The organism is Microcoleus sp. B4-C2, from assembly GCF_036705265.1.
Classification (GTDB): domain Bacteria; phylum Cyanobacteriota; class Cyanobacteriia; order Cyanobacteriales; family Microcoleaceae; genus Microcoleus.
This window is the reverse complement of sequence record NZ_JAUBUB010000010.1, coordinates 6,779-28,259: the sequence shown is the minus strand read 5'-3', so window position 1 is coordinate 28,259 and position 21,481 is coordinate 6,779. Positions and strand designations below refer to the sequence as shown.

15 protein-coding genes and 1 tRNA gene are annotated in these 21,481 nt (G+C 45.9%); 7 read left to right on the top strand and 9 right to left on the bottom strand.

The window, feature by feature from the left end:
- The first annotated feature begins 31 nt into the window (after nt 1-31).
- The 3 genes from QUB20_RS05910 (at nt 32) to QUB20_RS05900 (ending at nt 5,091) form a co-directional block, all read left to right on the top strand.
- The gene (locus QUB20_RS05910; RefSeq protein ID WP_333246681.1) at nt 32-3,127 is read left to right on the top strand and encodes a response regulator; all 3,096 of its coding nucleotides are present in this window, start codon (nt 32-34) and stop codon (nt 3,125-3,127) included.
- Between the two features lie 10 nt (nt 3,128-3,137).
- A complete protein-coding gene (locus QUB20_RS05905; RefSeq protein WP_333246683.1) occupies nt 3,138-4,112 on the top strand; it encodes a diguanylate cyclase in 975 nt (324 codons plus the stop codon).
- Nucleotides 4,113-4,461: 349 nt separating this feature from the next.
- Entirely contained in the window at nt 4,462-5,091 is a 630-nt protein-coding gene (locus QUB20_RS05900; RefSeq protein WP_333246686.1) for a macro domain-containing protein, read from the top strand.
- Between the two features lie 199 nt (nt 5,092-5,290).
- On the opposite strand, the gene QUB20_RS05895 is transcribed toward QUB20_RS05900, so the two are convergent.
- The 4 genes from QUB20_RS05895 to QUB20_RS05880 all read right to left on the bottom strand — a co-directional run bounded on the left by QUB20_RS05895 (nt 5,291) and on the right by QUB20_RS05880 (nt 9,399).
- Nucleotides 5,291-5,947 carry a hypothetical protein gene (locus tag QUB20_RS05895; RefSeq protein ID WP_333238638.1) on the bottom strand — a complete coding sequence of 219 codons (657 nt, stop codon included), beginning with the start codon at nt 5,945-5,947 and terminating at the stop codon, nt 5,291-5,293.
- Between the two features lie 228 nt (nt 5,948-6,175).
- Nucleotides 6,176-7,126 carry a PIN domain-containing protein gene (locus tag QUB20_RS05890; protein WP_333249847.1) on the bottom strand — a complete coding sequence of 317 codons (951 nt, stop codon included), beginning with the start codon at nt 7,124-7,126 and terminating at the stop codon, nt 6,176-6,178.
- 240 nt (nt 7,127-7,366) lie between these two features.
- On the bottom strand, nt 7,367-8,995 hold the full coding sequence (locus QUB20_RS05885; RefSeq protein WP_333249849.1) for a site-2 protease family protein: 1,629 nt from the start codon (nt 8,993-8,995) through the stop codon (nt 7,367-7,369).
- 330 nt (nt 8,996-9,325) lie between these two features.
- Nucleotides 9,326-9,399, bottom strand: a tRNA-Arg gene (locus tag QUB20_RS05880).
- Nucleotides 9,400-10,720: 1,321 nt separating this feature from the next.
- Here QUB20_RS05880 and QUB20_RS05875 point away from each other — a divergent pair.
- From QUB20_RS05875 to QUB20_RS05865, 3 genes are all read left to right on the top strand, one after another.
- Entirely contained in the window at nt 10,721-11,395 is a 675-nt protein-coding gene (locus QUB20_RS05875; protein ID WP_333055855.1) for an Npun_F0813 family protein, read from the top strand.
- A gap of 558 nt (nt 11,396-11,953) precedes the next feature.
- A complete protein-coding gene (locus tag QUB20_RS05870; RefSeq protein WP_333249852.1) occupies nt 11,954-13,027 on the top strand; it encodes a hypothetical protein in 1,074 nt (357 codons plus the stop codon).
- Nucleotides 13,028-13,181: 154 nt separating this feature from the next.
- Nucleotides 13,182-14,165 carry a hypothetical protein gene (locus QUB20_RS05865; RefSeq protein ID WP_333249854.1) on the top strand — a complete coding sequence of 328 codons (984 nt, stop codon included), beginning with the start codon at nt 13,182-13,184 and terminating at the stop codon, nt 14,163-14,165.
- Between the two features lie 14 nt (nt 14,166-14,179).
- Here QUB20_RS05865 and QUB20_RS05860 read toward each other — a convergent pair whose 3' ends face one another.
- Together QUB20_RS05860 and QUB20_RS05855 are read right to left on the bottom strand one after the other, a co-directional pair.
- Nucleotides 14,180-14,455: a LapA family protein gene (locus tag QUB20_RS05860; protein ID WP_333055858.1), complete on the bottom strand. Its 276-nt coding sequence runs from the start codon at nt 14,453-14,455 to the stop codon at nt 14,180-14,182.
- A 339-nt stretch (nt 14,456-14,794) separates the two neighbouring features.
- Nucleotides 14,795-16,228 (bottom strand): phosphoglucomutase/phosphomannomutase family protein, encoded by a 1,434-nt coding sequence (locus tag QUB20_RS05855; protein WP_333249867.1) that lies wholly within the window; start codon nt 16,226-16,228, stop codon nt 14,795-14,797.
- Between the two features lie 1,017 nt (nt 16,229-17,245).
- Here QUB20_RS05855 and QUB20_RS05850 point away from each other — a divergent pair.
- Complete coding sequence (locus QUB20_RS05850; RefSeq protein WP_333249857.1) at nt 17,246-18,340, top strand: hypothetical protein; 1,095 nt, start codon at nt 17,246-17,248, stop codon at nt 18,338-18,340.
- Between the two features lie 41 nt (nt 18,341-18,381).
- Here QUB20_RS05850 and QUB20_RS05845 read toward each other — a convergent pair whose 3' ends face one another.
- From QUB20_RS05845 to nagA, 3 genes are all read right to left on the bottom strand, one after another.
- Nucleotides 18,382-18,774: a DUF423 domain-containing protein gene (locus QUB20_RS05845; RefSeq protein ID WP_333249859.1), complete on the bottom strand. Its 393-nt coding sequence runs from the start codon at nt 18,772-18,774 to the stop codon at nt 18,382-18,384.
- Between the two features lie 352 nt (nt 18,775-19,126).
- Nucleotides 19,127-19,813, bottom strand: a complete 687-nt coding sequence (bchM, locus tag QUB20_RS05840; protein ID WP_333249861.1) for a magnesium protoporphyrin IX methyltransferase — start codon at nt 19,811-19,813, stop codon at nt 19,127-19,129.
- Between the two features lie 208 nt (nt 19,814-20,021).
- Complete coding sequence (nagA, locus tag QUB20_RS05835) at nt 20,022-21,251, bottom strand: N-acetylglucosamine-6-phosphate deacetylase (protein ID WP_333249863.1); 1,230 nt, start codon at nt 21,249-21,251, stop codon at nt 20,022-20,024.
- Between the last annotated feature and the right edge of the window lie 230 nt (nt 21,252-21,481).

Genomic DNA, 21,481 nt, shown 5'->3' with positions numbered 1-21,481 from the left:
CTTAATTTTTATTGATAACTACTGCTCTAAAATGCCTCATAAAGTACCAAAAATTTCGGAAATCACTCCTTTAGATTTAACAAATTTAGAGGAATGCAGTGAACAATCAGTATATGCTCCCGGTCATATTCAGCCCCACGGAATCCTTTTATTGCTGCAAGAAAAAACTCTCAATATTTTACAAGTAAGTGACAATGTAGAAGTGTTTTTTGGCATTGCTGTCCCAGAATTGCTAGGTCAGCCATTGCCATGGTTATTTGGTCACGAGCAAGTACAAGAAATGGTCAGGTATCTCAATCAAGAAAAGGTCAAAATTCATAATACTTTTAATCTAAAAATACCTCTAAAAGACGGAAAAATTCAAACATTTAGAAGCACACTGCATCAGCTACCGAATGAGTTGATTCTGGAAATAGAACCCCAATTGACTATTGAAAATAATCATGCAATGGATTTTTATCAGCGTCTGCAAACAGTTATCCTCAACTTTCGCACTGCGCTCGGTCTTTCTGATTTAGCTCAAACCATTGCTAGAGAAGTAAAAGCCATGACAGGGTTCGATCGCGTGATGATTTATCGGTTTGAAGCCGATGAGCATGGGGTGGTGATTGCTGAAGAGAAAGAAAGCTATCTAGAAAGCTACTTGGGATTGCATTACCCGGCGATCGATATTCCCGTACCCGCCCGCAAATTGTTTTACAGCAATTGGGTGCGCCAAATTCCCAATATCAATTACACCCCGGCCCGCCTAATTCCCACCAACCATCCCCTAACCAATACACCCCAGGATCTCAGTGCTTGTGTGTTAAGGGGAGTATCTCCCTACCACATTGAATATTTGCAGAATATGGGAGTGGCTGGGACACTAACGATTTCGTTAATTGACGATCGGCGTCTCTGGGGATTAATTGCCTGTCACCATTACAGCCCGCGATTGGTAGATTACGAAACTCGCAAAAGCTGTGAATTTTTAGGACAATTTGCCTCGATCGAACTGGTGCATCAGCAAGAGCGAGAATTGAACGTTTACCGATCGCAGGCGAAAACTATTCAGGATAAACTTCAGCAGGCATTCCGGCGGGATTCTAATTTTATCGAACAGGTATTGACCGAAAATGCTTCTCAATTGCTAGATTTAGTTCATGCTCAGGGAGCTGCAATTCTGCTCGATGGTCGTCTGACATTGGTGGGTGAAACACCATCTGAAGCTGAGGTAGACGAACTCGTGCAGTGGTTGCTGCAACAGAACAAAGAACGAGTGTTTGCAACAGCTTCTTTGTCTCAGTTGTATCCCCAAGCCAAGCAATTCAAAGAGCGAGCTAGCGGTGTTTTAGCAATCTCAATCTTCCTATGCTATGCCAAACAAAAGTCATATCATATCCTTTGGTTCCGACCCGAACAAATTCAAACGATAAACTGGGCAGGTAATCCACAGGATGCTGTGTCGATCGACGAAATTGGAAAAATGCACCTGTGTCCCCGCAGATCCTTTGAACGGTGGCAAGAGACAGTGCGCCAGATGTCTTATCCGTGGCAGATTGCAGAGTTAGAAGCTGCTGCCGAAATGAGACATATCCTCATGCTGGCGGTGTTAGAATTTTCGCAAGCAGCCCTAGAACACGCTGCTGAAAGGGCCGCTATAGCCAACCGTGCCAAAAGCCAGTTCCTTGCCAACATGAGCCACGAGCTCAGAACGCCACTCAACGCGATTCTGGGATTTACCCAGCTTATGAACCGCAGCCCCTATATCCCAGAAGAATTTCAAGAGCATTTAGGGATCATTACCCGTAGTGGAGAACACTTGCTGACATTGATCGACGATGTTTTGCAAATGTCTAGGATTGAAGCAGGGCAATTGGTACTGAGTAAAAGCTGTTTTAATCTGCATCGACTGCTAGGTTCTATTAACGAGATGTTCACCATCAAAGCGCCTGAGAAAGGGTTACATCTGAGCAGCGAGTGGGATGCTACTGTCCCCCGTTATGTGTGTGGCGATCAAGCAAAACTTCGCCAAATCTTGATTAATCTGCTGGGGAACGCGCTCAAATTTACAACAACAGGAAGCATAGCCCTACGTGGACGAGCTTTTTCATTAGATGATATGCCATCCGGTACAAATTGCGATCGCGCCACTAATCCACCCGATATTAAACCAACTATTACTTTGTGTCTCGAAGTTGAGGATACCGGGCCTGGCATTTCTCCCTCAGATTTAGAATCAATTTTTGACGCTTTCATGCAAACCAATCGCGGTTGCCACGATCGAGGAACAGGTTTAGGACTGTCTATCAGTCGTGAGTTTGCGCGTCTGATGGGAGGGGATATCACCGTGCGAAGCACCCTGAATCGAGGCTCGACTTTTACCTGCCAAGTCGTTTTGGAACTACCAGAGTCGGTTGATTTAGATGAACCTGAAATTAGCGATCGGATTATCGGGATCGAACCTGGGCAACCTATCTACCGAATTCTAGTAGTAGAAGATGTTCTAGAAAATCGGCAACTGCTGGTGACGCTGCTGGAGTCAGTTGGGTTTGATGTGTGTGCGGTGGAAAATGGGGTAGAGGCGATCGATCGTTGGCAAACATGGCACCCTGACTTGATTTTGATGGACATTCAAATGCCTGTCATGGATGGTTATGAAGCGACGAGACAGATTCGATCGCAACAGTCATTAGTCATGAGTCATGAGTCATCAGCAGATAACTCAGGGCAAATGTCACAGGACAGAAGACAAATTACACGCATAATTGCCCTCACTGCCTATGCTTTTGAGGACGATCGTATCGCCAGCCTGCAAGTCGGTTGCGATGACTACATTGCCAAGCCGTTTACTGAAGACACACTTTTCGACAAGATAGCTCATCACTTGGGCGTCCGCTACTGCTACGCCGAAAAAATTCCGCCAAACTCATCAGCTTCGCCACCAAAGATATTGACTCCATACTTGAAAACCATGCCCCCCAAGTGGATTGCAGAAGTTCATGAAGCAGCACTCGATCTTAGTGATAATAAGCTTTATGAACTTATCGCTCAAATTCCCAAGGAGAAACAAGATTTCATCGCGGCGATGACATCTCTGGTAGATAACTTTCAGCTTGAAGCGATCGCAACTCTCACCCAGATTTAGGAATAAGAACATGACAGCTTTATTCAAACTTGTAGCCCAAACGCATATTCTCATCGTGGATGATACCCCAGACAATCTACGCTTGTTAGCCAAAATTCTAGAGTCACAGGGCTATATTGTCCGTAAAGCCCTCAACGGCAGAATGGCACTCCAAGGTGTTCATCGCGACCCACCGAGTCTAATTTTACTTGACATCAATATGCCGGAGATGAATGGGTACGAAGTCTGCCAAAAGTTAAAAGCATCGGAAGCGAGTGCTCAGATACCGGTTATTTTTATCAGTGCCCTCGAACGACTAGAAAACAAGGTACGAGCCTTTGAACTCGGTGGCGTAGACTATATTACCAAACCCTTTCAAGAACAGGAAGTGCTGATGCGAGTAAAAAATCAATTACTCATCCAACAGCAACGCCAACAACTGCTAGAACAAAATCAACGTTTAGAACATGAAATCCAAGAACGTCTGAGGGCAGAAGCAGAAGTAAGACAGCTATCCGTGACCGATGAATTAACGGGATTATATAACCGACGGGGCTTTTTTTTACTAGCAGATCAACAACTAAAAATTGCGAGGCGCACGCAAACATCTTATTTTATTTTGTTCGCTGACTTAGATGGTTTGAAAAAAATTAACGACACTTTAGGACACGAAATGGGAGACCGAGTAATCGTGGACGCAGCTCAAATATTGAAACAAACCTTTCGTGAGGCGGATATTGTTGCTCGACTGGGAGGAGATGAATTTGCTTTATTTATTCCTAACTTTTCTGGTGATTCATCTACTAATTTTCATGCTCGGCTGCAAGACAATATAGATCGCTTTAATCAACAGTCAGAGCGAGCTTATATATCAATAAGTCTTGGTGTGCAGTTTGGGGATTTAAATAATGAAGTTTTATTAGAACAATTGCTGGCAAAGGCTGATAAACTGATGTACGAGCATAAACGCACCAAACGCTGTTTCAATCCTCAACCTTTCTTTTGAGAACACCGATATCGTAGTGCCATAAGCAGTATTTATTAAACGTGAGTTCAACCGAGAAAGAGTAAACTGAAAACAAGATCGGGAAACAGCTTGCAGACTTTAGCCCCTGGGCCAGAAAACACGATGCAGTACAGCTCATCACACCTAAACCTGAGAGGGTGGCAACCCCGTTAAAAGCTCTCTCTGTATTAGGTTAAGGGTGTGTGCGAGCAAAAAATGTCGTAGCTATTGAACATTTGGTAGTTGAAATTGAGATGAATTTAAAATTTAGCGGACTTATGTAAAGTATTGTAGGATTAAATTGGCGCTCGCTCTGGCTGTTCGCCATTAAAATTAAGAGAGAGTATTTATGCAAATTGTGCTGGCTGCCTTAGACGATAGTTTAGTTAGAGCCTGGGAAAGCACTTGCGGCAGTATGGAAAATGTAAAGATACATCACGGTTCAATATTTGATGTGAAATGCGATGCTATTGTTAGTCCGGGGAATAGTTTTGGTTTCATGGACGACGGCTTAGAGTTAGAAATTTCGGAATATTTTGGAGGGCAGGTTCTTGAACGCTTGCAAAAACTAATTCAGGCGCGACATCACGGCGAGCTCTTAGTAGGCATGGCAGAACTTGTAGACACAGATCATGCAGAAATTCCCTATTTAATAGCTGCCCCAATTATGCGCGTTCCCACAGTTTTAAGAGAAACAGTAAATGTTTATCTAGCAACCCGCGCTATTTTGACTCTCGTAAAATTTGGCTCTGTCCCAGATGGAACGCCTGTCAAACATATAATTGAAACTATCGCTATTCCCGGCATGGGTACGGGAATGGGCAAAATGCCGCCACATATCTGTGCCAATCAAATGAAAGTTGCGCTGGAAGATATCCTCTTATCTCAGTACGAATTTCCTCAATCTTTACTGCACGCTCAAAGAGGTCACCATTTGTTATATACCGACGATCGCGAAGATTTGCAGTTGGCAAATTAAAATTATTAAATTGGCCCGTTTTATTGGGTTGAGAAACCAAGTTGATTGGTGTGTGTTGTTTTAGGTAGAGAGACTTATCATAAATTTAAGGAATGAGAATTAAATAACTTCCACTCTTGAAAGTGGGATGGGCGTCCCGCCCGTCCAAAAAGGACGGGCCCGACGCCCATCCCACAAACTTGTGGAAGTTATTTAATTCTCATTCCCTAGCAGCCTTGATATCCTGCCACCAAACATTGACATAGGGCCACATCAATCTTTCGTCTCCTCCAGAATCTAGTTTCACTGTCACCTCATAACGGTCAATATGCGTGAGCTCGCCAGTTTTACCATTCAAATAAAATTGTTTGGGATTGTCGGTGATAATTTCTACCCTTTGATTCAACAGCGGCAGCATCTGGGTAGAAGAACCCTGAAACGGATTTTTGCCTTTGATCGCATAGCCACCAATCAAAGATAAGTACATTAAAGCTAGGAAAAATACCGTCAATAAGCCCACAATTACCAGTGTTTTTTGTTGTGAAAAACTGGTATAAACGCTCCCATATCCTACGCACATAGTTCCCAAAAACAACAAATTTGGCAGGTACAGCCCATCTTCCAAAAACACGCTACCAAAAAACATCAGGACTACCTGAAAACCAAATAATGCCGCCACCCAACTCCAGCCAGTTAGCAACGATGCAGATAGTAGCCAATTCATGGCTAGAGTAAGGGCGATCGCCATTGCTATTGCCCCAAGTGGTGCTGCATAATCGTATTGTCTGAAGGGAAGAAGAACAAAAAATACTAAAGCATACGCAAAACCCGCAAAAGCCAGTGCTAATCCACTAATTATTTGGTTCCCGTTCAGCATGGCGAGGAATTTTTAGAACACTAAAGTGGAGCGTTCATCTTGTGTTGTGATAGTAGCCGTTGAAAATTCCCAGCGGACTAAGGCCAGAAATTCTAACCGTAGGGTGCGCCACGAGCAGCTTACCGCTATATTTAGGGGAGAGAACCGATTTGTTAACCAAGCGTGCTATCCCAGTTTCCCAAGGTGCAAATCAGCCACATCAGAAGGTAGAATTTTCAGCAAACTACATTATTTAGGGTCGATCGACTTAACAAATTGTTGCACAGGCTGCGGTAGAGCCGGCACAAAAGTCTTTCTAAAACCCCTAACATCGAACACTCGCCACAAAATACCCACCGCTACCGTCAAGAAAAATAAGGCTCCCAAAAAATTGAACACACTAGACAGAAAACCGCTGTCCCTTTTTTTCGGAGGTGTAATATGTTTCATGCGATATACAGCCGGCTCGTAATCTATCGACTCCTCGCGATTGCGCCGTGGCGTTTTGGGCCGGGAACTCGCACTGCGCTTCTCAGTCAAACCCGTTTTATTAGTTTTAGTAAAACTGGTAGACGACTTCAATTCAGAAGCGCCGCGCGTCCCCGTTAACTTGCTAGCAGAAGCCCCCGTTTGGCCCACAGCAGCATCCTGAATTCTGCTGTTAGGGCGCTGAGTCGATTTGCGTTCGGCGAGGGTACGCATCAAACTTTGCAATTGCTGAGTCGCCGCCGGCGGGCGTTCCCCTTTCCTCGCCCAATTTAACAGCATCGCCCCGGTAATCCCGCAGAGATTCGTAGCGCCTACAGAAGCCAGCCGCTTCAGCAGAGGCTGGCTGTTGGACACAAAAATCACCAATGCGTCCGGGTGTTCTTGAGCCAAACCGTAAACGCACTGAGCCGTCGCCACCACCAGCATTGCTGGCTTGCTTTGATTTTTGATCGAAGGTTCGAGAGCGCGGTGTGTTTCCTGAGCGTCAGTTGCAATCCAACCGCTGTCGGCAAAAAAGCGCATAAACTCTCTAGCTACTTGCTCTTGAGCTTTTTCCACCGCTTGCCCTGTCAGACGATCTATTTCGTCGTACACTACTTCTGGGATATAGCAAGTTCCCACCTTCGCATATTCTTGCCAAACTTGGGTTCGGCCAGTCATTAAAACATCTGCATCAAAAGTTACCAATACAGGAGGAAGTTGATTAGCCATGACTTTATCCTATAGGCTCAGATAAGTTATTTAAACTTAATCGATCAAGTTTAAACAAATTTTGGGTTATAAAAAAATCAACTTTTGGTAGTAGATAAATTGCCCTGGGCGCGGGTATTAATGGGAAATTAGTAGTTAGGAACCCGATCGCCCTTCAGTTCCGAGTTCGATCGCTCAATTCCTATATTCCACTAATTTACCGCAACCCAAGAGCCTATTACCAAAGATGCCCGACTACTCCTAGTTGCCAATTCCCAGACGGCCAGCCAAAGCCGGAGTCAACGGCAACAGCGCAGCAATCATCAAGAACAAAGCTAGCAAACCCAAAGCCGCGCGAGCGTCGTCAGGCTCAGTCAGCTCGTTGAGGCTAGGCCGCTCCAAATTTCGCTGTAAAATCAGAATCACGATCGCCCAATACAGAGCCAAAGGATTAACTAAAGAAACGATAGCCAGCACCACAAAAGTCGCCAAAGTAGTGCGACTGGCTATTTTCCGACCGTAGATGGCTTGCACGATTCTACCCCCGTCCAACTGTCCCGCCGGCATCAAATTAATCGCCGTTATTACCAAGCCCAACCAACCGATAACTACCAGCGGGTGAACGTCAACAATCTGCTGCTGCAACGCCGAACCCAAAACCACTTTTGCCAAAGTTCCCACCAAAACCGAGCCCTTGAAAAATTCTGCGGGAATTTGAAACAAACTGCCGGGGTGAGACAGCAGCAAACCCGTTACCAGCATTAGCAGAGAAACTATTCCCCCAGCCGCTGACCCGGCAAAAGCGATGTCAAACAAAACTTTACGGTTGGGCAGCAGCGACTCAAAACGGTCGATCGCGCCAAAACAACCTATCTGCAAAGTTGGTATAAAAAACGGCCAACTCAAGCCAACCTTGTACCGATTTGCCAGCACTCGGCGAGCAATTTCCCCAGAGCCTAAAACCGCCCAAATTCCGGCTGCAATTGGCAGAACTTCTAGATATCTAGCCGGCGAGTTAAAGAAATCGAAACCTAGCAGCAAACCGCCTGTCTCTAAGCTAGTAGCAATTGTTGCCAGCAGGAGCACGACTGCTAGGATTTTTTGAGACACGGTTGTGGGCTGCGGGTCGTTGGTGCTGGGCAAGATAATAACTACGGGCTTGTCGTCCTGATTTTCTACTAAAAATAGACGGTAGCGATCGTTTAATCTTTCTTCCAAACTTGCCGTCAAACGTGAGTGTACTTGTTCTGGGTCTCCTCGGAGATTGCCTTTGAGAATTACCCCATCTTGATAGGGAATCGTTTCTGTGGCAAAGAAAGTATCAATTCCAAAGATACCTTTAATTGCCTTGAGGTCTTCCACCGGAACGGGAATTATTTCTGATTCATTATTCGCAGGCGACGAGGTGACGATCTTAATCGTTTCTGGGCCTGGTGGTCGCTGCGACTCAGGGGCTGAGAAAGCATCGCTTTGGGACTTTACCTCAGCAGCATCCGGCCGCGGCAGCACTGTATCAGATGCAGCCTTACGCAATTGCCGGCCCAGATAAATGTATAATCCCGTGGATGCCACCAGCAGCAACAATACCGCAACTAGATTGAGGTAAATTCCGGCGGCGAACAAACCAAAGAACAGCAGCCAGGGACTCATCAGCGCAACAGACTGCAACCAAGCCAAAATTCCCAGTTTGCCAAAAGGTCTGGCGCGATAAAATCCCCAACCCAGAATTCCCATAGCAACCAATACGAGCGCAATTGTTGCCGTATTTTCCGATGCAACTATAGGCATTCCGGTTGCTTGCGCCAATAGGGGCTTTAATCGGTCGATCGCGCTGCGGTCGAGTAATAGCATTAAATTTTGGGGAACATGAAATAGAGTTGTTGGGAACATATCCAAACCTGTCGGAAACTAGCCTGATTACTAAGGATAACCTCTGAGGGCTACTCGGCCCACAACCTGCTGCTGGTGCTGTTTGAACATCGCAAGATATAGGCTATTGACACAATAGACTTTTTATGATACCACATCGGCTGTGGCAAACCTATACTCAGAATGAGAGCAGAAACGGGCAGATTGGTTAGGGTTTGGCAGGCGGGGCTTTTTTAAGGATTTGTTTCGGAGCCCGAATCCAAAACAAATCCGAAGCAAATAAGATATCAGCCGCTCTTTCCTTGGCGCTAGAAAAGTGCTGAAACCCTTGATATCATTTAATTTGTGTAACGGGTACGGCAGGACTTGAACCTGCGACTCGCTGCTTAGAAGGCAGCTACTCTATCCAACTGAGTTACGCACCCAACTCAAAAAGCGCTAACAAGATTATTGTATCGGTGCAGTGTGCGATCGAGCAAGTAAATTATTTGATGACTTACGCAGAAACCGCTTTTATCTAGAAAAATATAGCTTGCAGCGCGATGGTTCGGGAAAAAAACCAAGATGATGAGAGTGCCTTTGCCTTCAAGACTGTATCTGACAAAAGCTGGAGGGACTCACCTGCAAACCGCATAATTGTCAATTTACAATCAAAACTAGGTAGGACGTAAACTCGGGTAAAGTATTTAGAGGTCGAGTTGAAACCCCAATATTTGGTCGATCGAATATCTCTCCCCAAATTAAGACGGAACTCAGACAGCCAAAGAGTCACAGGTGCTTTTTCCCAGATGTCTATGGGTTATGTTAACCTCGCCTAGTGGCAAAGCCTAAAACGCTGACCGCATTACCGAAAAACCAGAACTCGTCCCCTGATTGGAGGTATTGTAAAACTTCATTAAGTTTCTCGTCAAAGATAGTCAGGAGTAGTATATGTTGACTGAGCAGAAGGATTTGGACTGCCCAAGCAACCGCTTTCACCGCGGCCTTTATTTACGAGCCACACCTATCACTCATGCAGCTAGCCGATTGGCAAACACATCCACAGAGGTTTGTACAAAACCGCAGATGGTTTGTTAATTAATGCGCTCCGTGAATGGGTATGACACGATCGTGGCAAAAGCACTCCCAAAAGCATTGAGCAATGGGATAGGGAGCTGCGTAGCTCAGCCGAGGCGGGTCAATCCGCTCAAAGTAAAAGTGAAGGGGGAGGGACCGAAGGCCTCCCATGTCATGTAATAGATGACTATACTTTTACCAGCTATGAGCTGAGCCAGAATGACTAATTTGCTGATATTGAGTTATGTTGGCTAACATTCTGCTCGACTTGATATTTGATAAAAATGTGGTAGAACTAGGATTGAAAGACTCAGGTGAAAATCCCTGATGGTACGGAGCCTCTATATAAGCTTCCTCTACGGCATCAAAGCAAAACAGTCAATCGCCTGCTCGGCACGAGCGCGAAAATCAAGCGTTGCCAGTACAGCAGTCCTAAATTGTGCGCGGGGGATTTTCCTTCGTGCATTGATTTATACGCCAAGGCTGAGAGACAATCTCAGCTTAGATATTTGTTACCATTTGTTAGCAAAAAAGTATCGGAACGCTTGAGGAGAGCACCATCTCTGGGTGATCGGGAGCAATCCTGCTAATTTAAGTGGACTCGCTGAATCAAGAATCCCTTCGCCTTTAGGCATCGGGAGTGTCAAAAGCACAGCACCTCGGCCATGACAGGAGTCAAATCGCAGTGTCATGTTTATTCTGAAACGGCAGGATGTTGAAATAACCAATTTTCAACACCCAAAACGGGATCAACAAATTCCCATTCTCAATTATCAGGGGCAGACTTTTCGCCTAATCAGCGCCTTCAACGGCAAGCAAGCAGAAGACGCCAGAGCCTTGTGGCGGGACTTAACCGACAACCGAGGCAAAGCCTGTGTTCTGCTAGAAGAGCCGGATAGATATAGCGTCTGGGGAAAAGTCCGTTTAGATCAGCTTGCCGGTGAAGAACCGGCAGGGAATGAAGCAGCCAAAGCACCACTGTTCGCGCAGGCTTGTCTGCTGCTCCTCCAAGCGGTTTACTTCGATGTAGAAGACCTCTTAGGCGCAAGGCAAGCCACATCGTTTCAGAAAGATATCGCCAAGGTATTTCAGCAGGGAAACTTCCCCCAGGCAGACTCCCCTGATGCGATAAAAAACTGGCTAACCGTTAGTCCCTTGCAAAATCACAAGGTGCCTCCTTGGCAAGAGCAGCATCTCAAGACCTTATTGCAAGAACTCCACCGCTTGGGCAAATCATATTTTGGCAATACGGACTTCGCGGAGGGAGTGAGCGATGTGCTGCAAGATATGCCAGCACCGGATCGGACTCAGTTTCTAGATTGGCTGAAACAATCAGCCCTCAACAAGTTGTGGATCGCAGGATAGAAAATCTGTGACAATTGCTCAGACAATTGGGTCGAGATAATGGATCTTAGATAATTGCACTGTAGGGGGTACGCGATATACAGGTTGGATGGCCAACTTGTATTGACCAACCAAATTGTTGATTCGGTTTGGATGCCACCTATGGTCTGGCAATTTAACTAAGTTTCGATCGCATTCCCCACCTAGAATCATTGATATGAGTAGGGGAATGGGAAAGCAAAAAAACAGATACCTCAACCTTTGAGGGTATAATTTCAGAGATAGATTTGGTACTGTAAAAACCTTAAGGGTGGAGACATCTACCGTATGTCTATCATTATATTTCCGGGTACAAGATCGACTAACAACTAATTTATTGAATTAGTAAATAGATATTATTCTTGCTTAGTCTTTCTATAGTGTACGAGGGCAAAAGCCCCGACGACACACTGAGGACGCCAGTTATCCCGGAAGCGTCTGATCGAGGTTTTTTAAGGTTTTTGGCGAAAGAATCCTCATCTCCAATCAAAGATTGAGATGGGGTGCGTTCAACCGCTAGTTAGGTCTCGTGGAATCCCTATGAGTAGCACTTCAGAAAAGTCATCTACATCTTCATCTTTACTGTCAGCTCAGACCCTAGTGATTGTGGGCATTGTCTGGGCTGTCATGGCGCTGCTGTTCTTTTTGCTGTTCAGCGTCCCCCTCTCAGCAGAAGAGGGTTTACCTCTGTGGTACTCGATCGGCACTTATATTTTTGAATGCGGGGCATACCTGGGAGCTGCATTAGTTTGTTTTAGAAACTGGCAAAGCCCGCACATGGTCAGCGGGCGCAACGTCTGGCTGGGCATTGGTCTGGGGATGCTGTTCTATTTTATCGGCGGTGTGCTATTTGGAATTTGGGAACTGTATTTCGAGGCCGACCCGGACGTGTCCCCCGCAGATGCCTTTTATCTGGGCAGCTATGTGGTACTGATTGGGGGCATGGTGATCGCTGTGACTTCCAAACGGCTGAATCTAGAAATTTGGCAGTGGGCTTTGTTAGCGGGAATTGCAGCCTTCGGGATTGCTGTAGCTATCTGGGTTGCTGCACCTGAGTCTTGGAGGCTACAGCTAGGAATGTCTCCAGCAGCCACCCAGGAAGTAGTGACAGGCTCTGCGCCAGCGCCAGGAGCAAAAGGGGCTGGTTTAGAAAATTCGTCCAACTCAATGGTAAAAGGAACAGCCGCGACTGCTGCTAAATCCGCACCCGAAGAAGAAGAAGAAGAAGAAGAAGAAGCAGCAGAACAAAGTAAAACTCCCGCATGGGTAATAGCACTTGACAAGCAACTGTCGCCTTACGCCTATGCAATCAATTTGTTTTACATCGTTGGAGACGTTTTTCTGCTGATTATTGCTACTGCATTGCTGCTGGCGTTTTGGGGAGGACGTTTTTCTCAATCTTGGAGAATGATTGCGGCTGCAACTTTTTCGCTTTACATCGCAGATATGTACTTTAAATGGCGGGATACTCAGGCTGAGGGTAGTTATCAAAGCGGAAGTTTGCTGGAAGTCTTTTTTGTTTTCAGCGCCATCCTGTTCGGAATTGGAGCTATCTTGGAACATGACATCTCAACCCGTTCTCGCCAGAGCAGGCGCAGTCGTCGCGCAGCCTAGCGATTTGAGATTGGGGTTGCTTTGGCAAGCGATGGGGACGCGAAAGCTTTTTTGCCATTGTCAGCATCTCTGAGCTTGAAATCGAAAAGGAAAAATCACAGTTCGCTGACTGCTCGCCTGCGTCTTTTCACGTCTTTTTGCTGGAAAACTTGGCATGACGCCTACAAAACTCTCCGATTCAGACAAACGCGAACTCATCAGGCTGTACCGACAGTCCAACGAGAATACTATCACTCTGGCAAAGCGCTACGGAGTGAGCAGTTCGACTGTGAGGCGCATCATTCAGGGGGCTTTGTCGGAGCCGGAATATGAATTTCTAGTGCAGCAAAAACAAAAGCGTTTGTCCGATCGCACAAGTGTTTCTGAACCGACAGAGGCGACTACTGAGTCGTCGGCAGATGGCGAAATCGAGCCTGTAGCTGTTCCCCTGTCGGAGTCAGCCCCCCTCCAGCAGTCAGCCTCAAATTCGAGACCGACGATCAGAAAGCGTTCTGAATCAGTCCCTGAACCAGTTGCAGAATTGGATGTTTCTGATGTGCCAGATGTCCCAGCAGCCAATTTTGCCGATCGAAGCCACCGCGCTGTTGTGACTGGTGAACTAAAGGCAATGCTGCCAGCAGCCCTTCTGCTGGCAGGTGAAGACTTTAGCGATTTCGAGGAAGATGACGAGGATGAGGATGAGGATGAAGATGAAGACGATTTAGATGACGACTTCGACGAAGATTTAGAGGATGAAGACTCTCTATTTGAAGGCAGCCTGCTGGGTTCAATATCGTCAGGGGAGTCGATCCTCTTCGAGGGCTTCGCTAACGAGCTTAGGGGTACAGGGCTGATTGAAGTTTTGCCTTTAAGCGAAGCATCTCTGCCCAAAATTTGTTATTTGGTGGTCGATCGGGCGGCAGAGTTAATCACCAGGCCTCTAAAAGCTTTTGGCGAACTGGGTCAAATTCCGGCGGCGGAAATTCGCGAGAAAACCCTGGCAGTGTTTGACAATCACCGAGTGGCCCGCCGATTTGCTACTCGCAATCAAAGGGTTTTCAAGATTCCTGACAGCAGTATGCTGCAAAAAGCAGCGCCTTATTTGCGAGCTAAGGGAATTACTCGGTTGCTGATTGACGGTCAGGTATATTCCCTGTAAGGGATCAAATATATTTAATATTGTACGGTGTCAGATTCTTCTGGAGTGGCCGGAAATTTAGGACGCGAGTTTTGGGAATCTGAAAGGTTCCACAGCGGTTGCAGTAGCGCACCTCCGATCAGTCCTGCACTCAGGCTCATTGCCAATACTACTCCTACGGGCATTTGTATCGATTGAAAAAAGATAAAGTTTAAGGATACTGGGGCGGCATTTTGCACTGAAATAATGCCGATCGCGCTGACTAAAATTGCTACTAAAAAACTAATGGCGAGCAGAGGAATTGTTTTCATAAACCGGTTGACAGGCTAGTAATTTAACTTGTATAATTGTTTTATAATCGGAATATGTGTGAAAATTTTATTTTTGCAAACACCCCATTATTTAATAATATACAATTATATCTGGATAAAAGTCAAGTAGATTCGGAAAAAATTTAGGAATTTTTTAAATTAATTAAAAATTAAAAATAAATAGATAAATTTACAAATCCCCAACTTTAACAAATCCCAGTGTATTGCAAATATATAACTGGCCCAGCAAGCAGTTATCAAAAATACGTAAGGTGCGCTTCGGCGCACCTCACAATCCCAAGCGCTAGGGGAAAAACCCCCGTTGGAATAGGTAGAAAGTTAAACAGGTTCTAACTGGGCAATTACCTTTTCCATGTGTTGGGCAACTTGGCTTTCTTTTTCCACAGAATTGGTTTCCATGTAAACGCGCATCAAGGGTTCGGTTCCCGAAGGCCGCAGCAGTACCCAGCCACCGTCTTCGAGATAAAGTTTAATCCCGTCTTTGCGGCCGATTTCCTTAACGCGGATACCTGCTACTTCTGTGGGGGGATTCTTGGTAAAAGATTCCAAAACGGCTGCTTTGTGGGCTTCTTCTAGGTGCAAGTCCAAACGTTTGTTGTACAGGGGGCCGTTGGCTTCTTTAATGGCTTCTTCGACTAGCTGAGAAAGCGGTTTGCCTTCATAGGCGATCGCCTCAGCAACTAGCATATCAGCCAAAATCCCGTCTTTTTCGGGAATGTGACCCAAAACGCTCAAACCGCCAGATTCTTCGCCACCGATGAGCACCGCAGTTTCCCGCATTTTTTCGCCGATGTATTTAAAACCGACTGCGGTTTCGTAGATTGTTAAACCATACTTGGCGGCCAAATTGTCCAGCAAGTGGGTAGTTGCGACTGTACGGACGATCGCCCCAGTCAAGCCTTTATTCTTAACCAAGTGACGCGCCAGCAGCAACAGGACGGTGTTTGGAGTCAAGACATTTCCCAACTCGTCAACAATACCAAAGCGATCGCTGTCACCATCGGTAGCTAAACCCAAATCCGCCGCATCCTTCTTAACAGCTTCCACCAACTCAACTAACTGTTCCCCCTTGGGCTCGGGCATTCCGCCGCCAAACAGCACATCGCGGTAGGTGTGAAAACTTTCGACATCGCAGCCGCAGTGTTCCAAAACGCCGTCGAGATAGCCGCGAGAAGTCGAGTAGAGAGCGTCGTACTTCACCTTCAACTTAGCAGAGCGAATCCGCTCCACATCGATCAAAGTATAAAGAAACTTCAGATATTCGGGTTTCGGGTCAAAACTGGAGATTTTATCGTTGTGGCTGCCTTTGGCTGGGGCATCAGAAGCACCAGCAATATTTGCCACAATTGTATCGGTAATTTCCGGGGTTGCCGGGCCCGCGTAGTCGGGGATGTATTTGATGCCGCAGTAAGGTGCGGGATTGTGCGAAGCCGTGAACATCAGGGCTCCTGCGGAGTTGAGATGCTTGGCGCTGTAGGCGATGACTGGTGTGGGGCAATCTCGATCGACCACTTTCACTGTCCATCCCAAATCTGCCAATACTTCCGCCGAAGTGCGGGCGAACTCGTCTGCCAGAAAGCGGGTATCGTAGGAGACTAGAACTGGGCGGTCTTTGGTGTAAGCGGTTTCTAGGTAACTGGCGATCGCCCGGGTGACTTTTCGCACGTTGGCAAAAGTAAAGTCATGGGCAATCAGTCCTCGCCACCCATCGGTTCCGAACTTAATTTCTGTTGAATTGCTGCTAGCGCTCATTTTTTCCACTTCCTCTCGTCCTACTAATCCTACCCGAAGCCATAGCCTTAAAGACATACCGGCCGTGCTGTTTGTGAGGATCGATCGCCCGTGGGGCCCGCATCAACCTAATCCTCTCGTTGTCGGGACAGGCTTGGGCCTCCGACAGAGGACTCGAACCCGCCGGATTTGGCAAAATGCGCGGGCTACCGGGCGAGTCATTCGCTAATTCCGCTTTTGAAGGGTAGGTGGTCGATCGAATGGACGACGATCAATTGCGGGCGATTCCCTACGGGATAGCTTCGCTTCACGGGGAAGCTAAGGATCGCGAATTAAATAATTTACACTCTTGAAAGTGCGTTGGGCACTCTTAGCCCGCCCTTTCTGGACGGGCTATAAGAGCCCATCCCACAAGAACCATCACGCATTCTAAGTTATTTAATTCTCATTCCTAAACAACGGATCACAAAAAACTGCCCTGGCAATGGCATTAACTAAATGCACATAAATCTGATTCTCATCTCAAATTTAATTTTTTATTTAGAAAAGCCGATTGTTAAAATTGTCAGGGTTTCATAACAATCGTCAGGCTCACAATACATTTCTAATTCAGCTATAGAAATAAATTAACCAAAGTCACCCTTAGAGCGTGCTGTAGCTTAGCTTATTTAATAGATTAGGGCGATCGACCAAAGCGCTCCAAAACCAACATCAAGTATTTCAAGCAGCAGTTTTTTTGAGGTAGACTTGACTTTAATTATCCGATTTTAAGACAAATTAAATTTATTTGCAGCCCTCTTTATAGGTCAAAAAAATCACTTAGGATCGCGATCACAGGGTGATGGTGATCGATCACACAATAAATAACGTTATTAACGTGCAACTTATAAAAGATGCAGGCAGTCGAGCCAAATGGCTTATAGCTTTAAGCGTAATGGCTGATGACGGTCAGCGTACAAATGCAGAAAATTGTAGTTAACAACGTTAAAAATTAGGGGAATCGATCGGGTGCGACTTAATAAAAAAACGAGGTTTATCATGACGGGTATTTCACAAATATCTTCAAAATCTTTACCAGCAGCCGACCAATTTCAACAGGGCGCAAGTCAGGCGTCCCAATGTATTACCGAACTGGACATTGACCAACTCCCAAAAGCTAAATGTGTCAGCGTTTCTTCCTTCGCAGTTAGCTGGGCAAAAAAATATTACAGTACAGTGGCGACAAGAGAGAACCAAGCGCCACGCCAAATTCTCCCAAGCCTAGATTTAACTAATTTTGAGGGCAATAGAGCCCCCATAGTTGACAAATTGACAGATACCCTGAAATTAGCCAGCGAGATAGCTTGGAGTAGAGTAGAAGCTCTTTTAGAGACACAAATAGAGCGACACGCGATCGATCCAAGTTTAATTAATTCTTTAGAAATTGCCGCCGATTCTCGCACCTTATATCGGAAAGCAATAGACGCTTATGCGGATAGAGAACCTGTTTTCCGCTTGTCAGTGCTGGTGGGAAAAGATATTATCAAAGTGAGGCGAAAATACTCAAAGACAGATCCGTTAGTGCTGGGATTTGTGACAATGGAGTTTCAATACACTAGCAAAATCTTGTTAGGATGTCTTTCGGAATCAGAGAGAGCGGAATTTGCGCCCTACTTAAAAGTTGTAGACGACTATCTGCACATTCCCTACGGAGAGATTAACGAGGCGGCGGCGAATCAGCCCCCGAATTCAAGAGCTCTATTAGCCGTTCAGCATTTGTTGCAGCACACGACTCAGATTGCTAGTGCAGTGTACGATCGAGCTAGTGCCCAGCATCAAGGATACCGCAGCAGCAGCGGGTATTTGAGCGATCGCGAGGTAAAAATTTCTGGTATCCGAGATGTCGAGATTTTTCAAAGCTATTTGTGCTGGTGCGTTTTGGAAGGTAGCATTCACCCGGTACAGCAAGAATTGTTTCCAATTTGCGTGATGTTGTACCCGAAACTTCATGTAAGTTGGGAGTTAGTGCAGGATATGCTGCTGATTTTGTTTTGGGAAATATGCGAGCGGCTTCCTGCTGAAGATTTAACGGTATTTGTACCTTACTTGCGTACTTTGACAGAGCTGTTTTCCAGGGATGTGTTTGATAATTAGGTAATTGCTAATTGGTAATTGCTTCAAAATTTACCAGTTGCCTATTTAAAACTAAAAGCTGCGACTGCCAAACATCCCCAACCCACAATAAAAGCAACTCCCCCCAGCGGCGTAATTGCACCCAGCCCTTTGATGTCGCTCAAACTCAGGGCGTACAAACTGCCTGAAAAGATGATAGTGCCGGCAATAAAAGCCCATCCAGCCACTGCAAAAAAGGTTTGAGACTCTTGGGCGCGGCTCAAGAGTAAAGCGACGAGTAATAGAGCCAGGGCATGGTACATTTGATATCGGGCGCCGGTCTCAAAAATGGTTAAAGCTCGATCGCTCAATTGATTTTTCAAAGCGTGGGAGGCGAAAGCACCGCCTGCAACGGATAAACCTCCGAATACGGCTGCCGCTGCTATAAAAATGCGAATTAAAATTAGCGTTGACATAATATTTATTGAATTGGGAAGAAGGAAGTTCGGCAACGAGCAATGTACGGGATGTAAAGGATAGAAGGAAGAAGGAAGAAGGAAGAGGGAAGTTCGGCAACGGATTCTGTAACGGATGTAACGGATGTAAAGGATAGAAGGAAGAAGGAAGAAGGAAGAGGGAAGAAGGAAGAGGGAAAAACATCTAATTGTTGAGATAGAAGGTGCGCGGTGCGTGCCTTACTTGTCATTGCGAGCCGCCGCGAAGCAATCGCAGAGTATGGAGGTTCACTTGCGTAACTTTGGTAAGGGAAGGTGCGCTAGGCGCACCCTAGGCTGATGAGAAATTAGCTTTTTTGCAAATATTTTTAACCTATTTCCGCACAGCTTCTAGCAAGCGAGAATAGTAAAAGCTAGTGCTAGTCATCGCTGTTCTGTTAATCACAAAACCATTGTTTTCTAGGATTTTGATAATATCAGCTTCGCGGTGCTGGTAAGCCCGGGTAGTTTTGCTGGGGCCTGGGAAAAGTTCACCAATTTTTTTGAGGGCGGTGAGTGCTAAAGTTTTGGGTGCAAAACTAAGAATTAGTCGCGATTCGGCGATCGAACTTAGGTGTGCGATCATTTCCGCAGCCTTATTTTGAGGATAGTGGATGAGCACGTCCAAACATATCACCGTGTGAAATTTGCCGGTTAAAGCTTCCAAATCTTGGGCGGCGAAGGAGATGTTGTAGAGCTTGCCGGGAACTGCTGTCGATCGATCGTAAGCTTCTGCTACCATCTTTTCAGAAATATCGCTAGCACAAACAATTGCCCCAGCTTCAGCCAGGGGAATGCTCAGAGAGCCTACACCGCAGCCGGCATCGCAGACACAAAGCCCGGGCAAATTGCCGTCAGCTTGCAGCCATTTGATGACTGTATCCACCGTTTGCTGATGCCCGGTGCGGATGTCTAGCTGAACTTTATTGACTTGGCCCTCGCCGTAAATTCGCTGCCAGCGATCGAATCCCGTCGAGTTAAAATACTGTCTAACTATAGTCTTGTCGTCTACCAAATTCATCGATCTGCCTGCTGCTGATTTATTGCCAACGGTTAGATATTATATAGCAATCCGGTTCAGAAAATGTGCAACTTGCAACAACCGATTTTAGATGGGCGATTTGAGATTTTAGATGCAAACGGCACATCTAAAATCTCAAATGTATCTGGTAATACCAGTTCGCCGATTCCCCCTTTTTCAATTCTTTAATCTAAAATGGTATAACAGGTTAAAAGAGTCGATGCCAAGTCAATTCCTTTGTCGTCGCATTTAAATTCCAGCGCAACAATTGAGTTGCATATTTGCCAATAATTCCCGAAATTCCGATCGCCATTCTGGGAGATTCAGTTGCCAGGGCGATCGCACTTTCGGCATCGCAAATTCCCCACTCCACTAAATTCTGCACTCCCGCCAACAGCGGCAGAGTTGTACCCGCCAAAGTAGCAGATTCGAGGACTGAGTGGTAATCTAATCTTACCCAAGCTGTACCTTTTCTGACTTCAATTTGTCGGGAATCCCAAGGATAAACACCATCTGGCAAACCCAAAGGAGCTAAAGCATCGCTCACCAAAAAAACGCCTTTTTCATACCTACCAGCGCGCAGCAAAAAATCAATCATTGTCGGAGAAACGTGCTTCCCGTCAGCAATTAAACCGCATTTTACCCCCGGATAAACAATCGCCGCTCCCAACAAACCCGGTTCTCTGTGGTGCAAACTAGGCATCGCATTAAAAGCGTGAGTTACCATTGAAGCTCCCCGATCAAATGCTTGCTGTGCTTGCTCTGCCGTCGCTTGGGAGTGTCCAAGACTGACGGAAATTCCCAAACTTTGCAAATAGGAAATGACTTCGCCAGTGCTGTCTAACTCCGGTGCTAAAGTAATTATTTTGACAATATCGGCACAATCTCCTAAAACTTGCTTGACATTTTCTATAGTTAGCGGTAACAAAAACTCAACTGGGTGAGCTCCTCGCTTCTGGGGGTTGAGAAAAGGGCCTTCGAGGTGAACGCCGATAATTTCCGCTGTTTTGGCTTTATTGGTTGTGGCAACAGTAGTTTGTACAGTGCGGATATAATCAGCTATAGTCGAGAGCGATCGCCTAAACTTATCCACCGAAGTTGTCACCAATGTCGGCAAAAAAGCATCGACTCCCTGATTCCACAAAAATTGACAAATTTTCGGCAAAATTTCAATATGCTCGATTTCTAAATCGGGAAAAGCAAAACCGAGCGCCCCGTTAATCTGCAAGTCAACACCGCCCAGAGAAATCCAATCGCCTGCTACATCAACGACTTGCAAATGGGGAGGACAAATCCGTTTAAATACGGCGTCCATCGGCAAAACTTCTTGAATAATTCCCGTTTCGTCAACAGCAAGCATCTGCAAATCCTTGCAGCCGGGGAGGCGAGCATTGAGAATATCTGTGGGGGTGGCAGTTGGGGTTGTGGCTTCAGTCATCCGATTTTAGATTTTAGATTTTAGATTTTAGATTTAATATTCGCTACGGATAAATCCGGTGGCTGGCGATGAGGAGGGGGAGCTTTTTGCTTTTTGCTGGCTGCAGGGCTGCTCAGACGGGGGCTGGTGGCAAAATTGCTTTTAAGGGTCAGTTTCAGTCATCCGATTTTAGATTTTAGATTTTAGATTTTAGATTTAATATTCGCTACGGATAAATCCGGTGGCTGGCG

Excerpts from the sequence above, each read along its gene's own strand:
- QUB20_RS05910 (WP_333246681.1), top strand. The coding sequence starts at position 32 with ATGCCTCATAAAGTACCAAAAATTTCGGAAATCACTCCTTTAGATTTA.
- QUB20_RS05905 (WP_333246683.1), top strand. The coding sequence starts at position 3,138 with ATGACAGCTTTATTCAAACTTGTAGCCCAAACGCATATTCTCATCGTG.
- QUB20_RS05900 (WP_333246686.1), top strand. The coding sequence starts at position 4,462 with ATGCAAATTGTGCTGGCTGCCTTAGACGATAGTTTAGTTAGAGCCTGG.
- QUB20_RS05895 (WP_333238638.1), bottom strand. The coding sequence starts at position 5,947 with ATGCTGAACGGGAACCAAATAATTAGTGGATTAGCACTGGCTTTTGCG.
- QUB20_RS05890 (WP_333249847.1), bottom strand. The coding sequence starts at position 7,126 with ATGGCTAATCAACTTCCTCCTGTATTGGTAACTTTTGATGCAGATGTT.
- QUB20_RS05885 (WP_333249849.1), bottom strand. The coding sequence starts at position 8,995 with ATGTTCCCAACAACTCTATTTCATGTTCCCCAAAATTTAATGCTATTA.
- QUB20_RS05875 (WP_333055855.1), top strand. The coding sequence starts at position 10,721 with ATGTTTATTCTGAAACGGCAGGATGTTGAAATAACCAATTTTCAACAC.
- QUB20_RS05870 (WP_333249852.1), top strand. The coding sequence starts at position 11,954 with ATGAGTAGCACTTCAGAAAAGTCATCTACATCTTCATCTTTACTGTCA.
- QUB20_RS05865 (WP_333249854.1), top strand. The coding sequence starts at position 13,182 with ATGACGCCTACAAAACTCTCCGATTCAGACAAACGCGAACTCATCAGG.
- QUB20_RS05860 (WP_333055858.1), bottom strand. The coding sequence starts at position 14,455 with ATGAAAACAATTCCTCTGCTCGCCATTAGTTTTTTAGTAGCAATTTTA.
- QUB20_RS05855 (WP_333249867.1), bottom strand. The coding sequence starts at position 16,228 with ATGAGCGCTAGCAGCAATTCAACAGAAATTAAGTTCGGAACCGATGGG.
- QUB20_RS05850 (WP_333249857.1), top strand. The coding sequence starts at position 17,246 with ATGACGGGTATTTCACAAATATCTTCAAAATCTTTACCAGCAGCCGAC.
- QUB20_RS05845 (WP_333249859.1), bottom strand. The coding sequence starts at position 18,774 with ATGTCAACGCTAATTTTAATTCGCATTTTTATAGCAGCGGCAGCCGTA.
- bchM (WP_333249861.1), bottom strand. The coding sequence starts at position 19,813 with ATGAATTTGGTAGACGACAAGACTATAGTTAGACAGTATTTTAACTCG.
- nagA (WP_333249863.1), bottom strand. The coding sequence starts at position 21,251 with ATGACTGAAGCCACAACCCCAACTGCCACCCCCACAGATATTCTCAAT.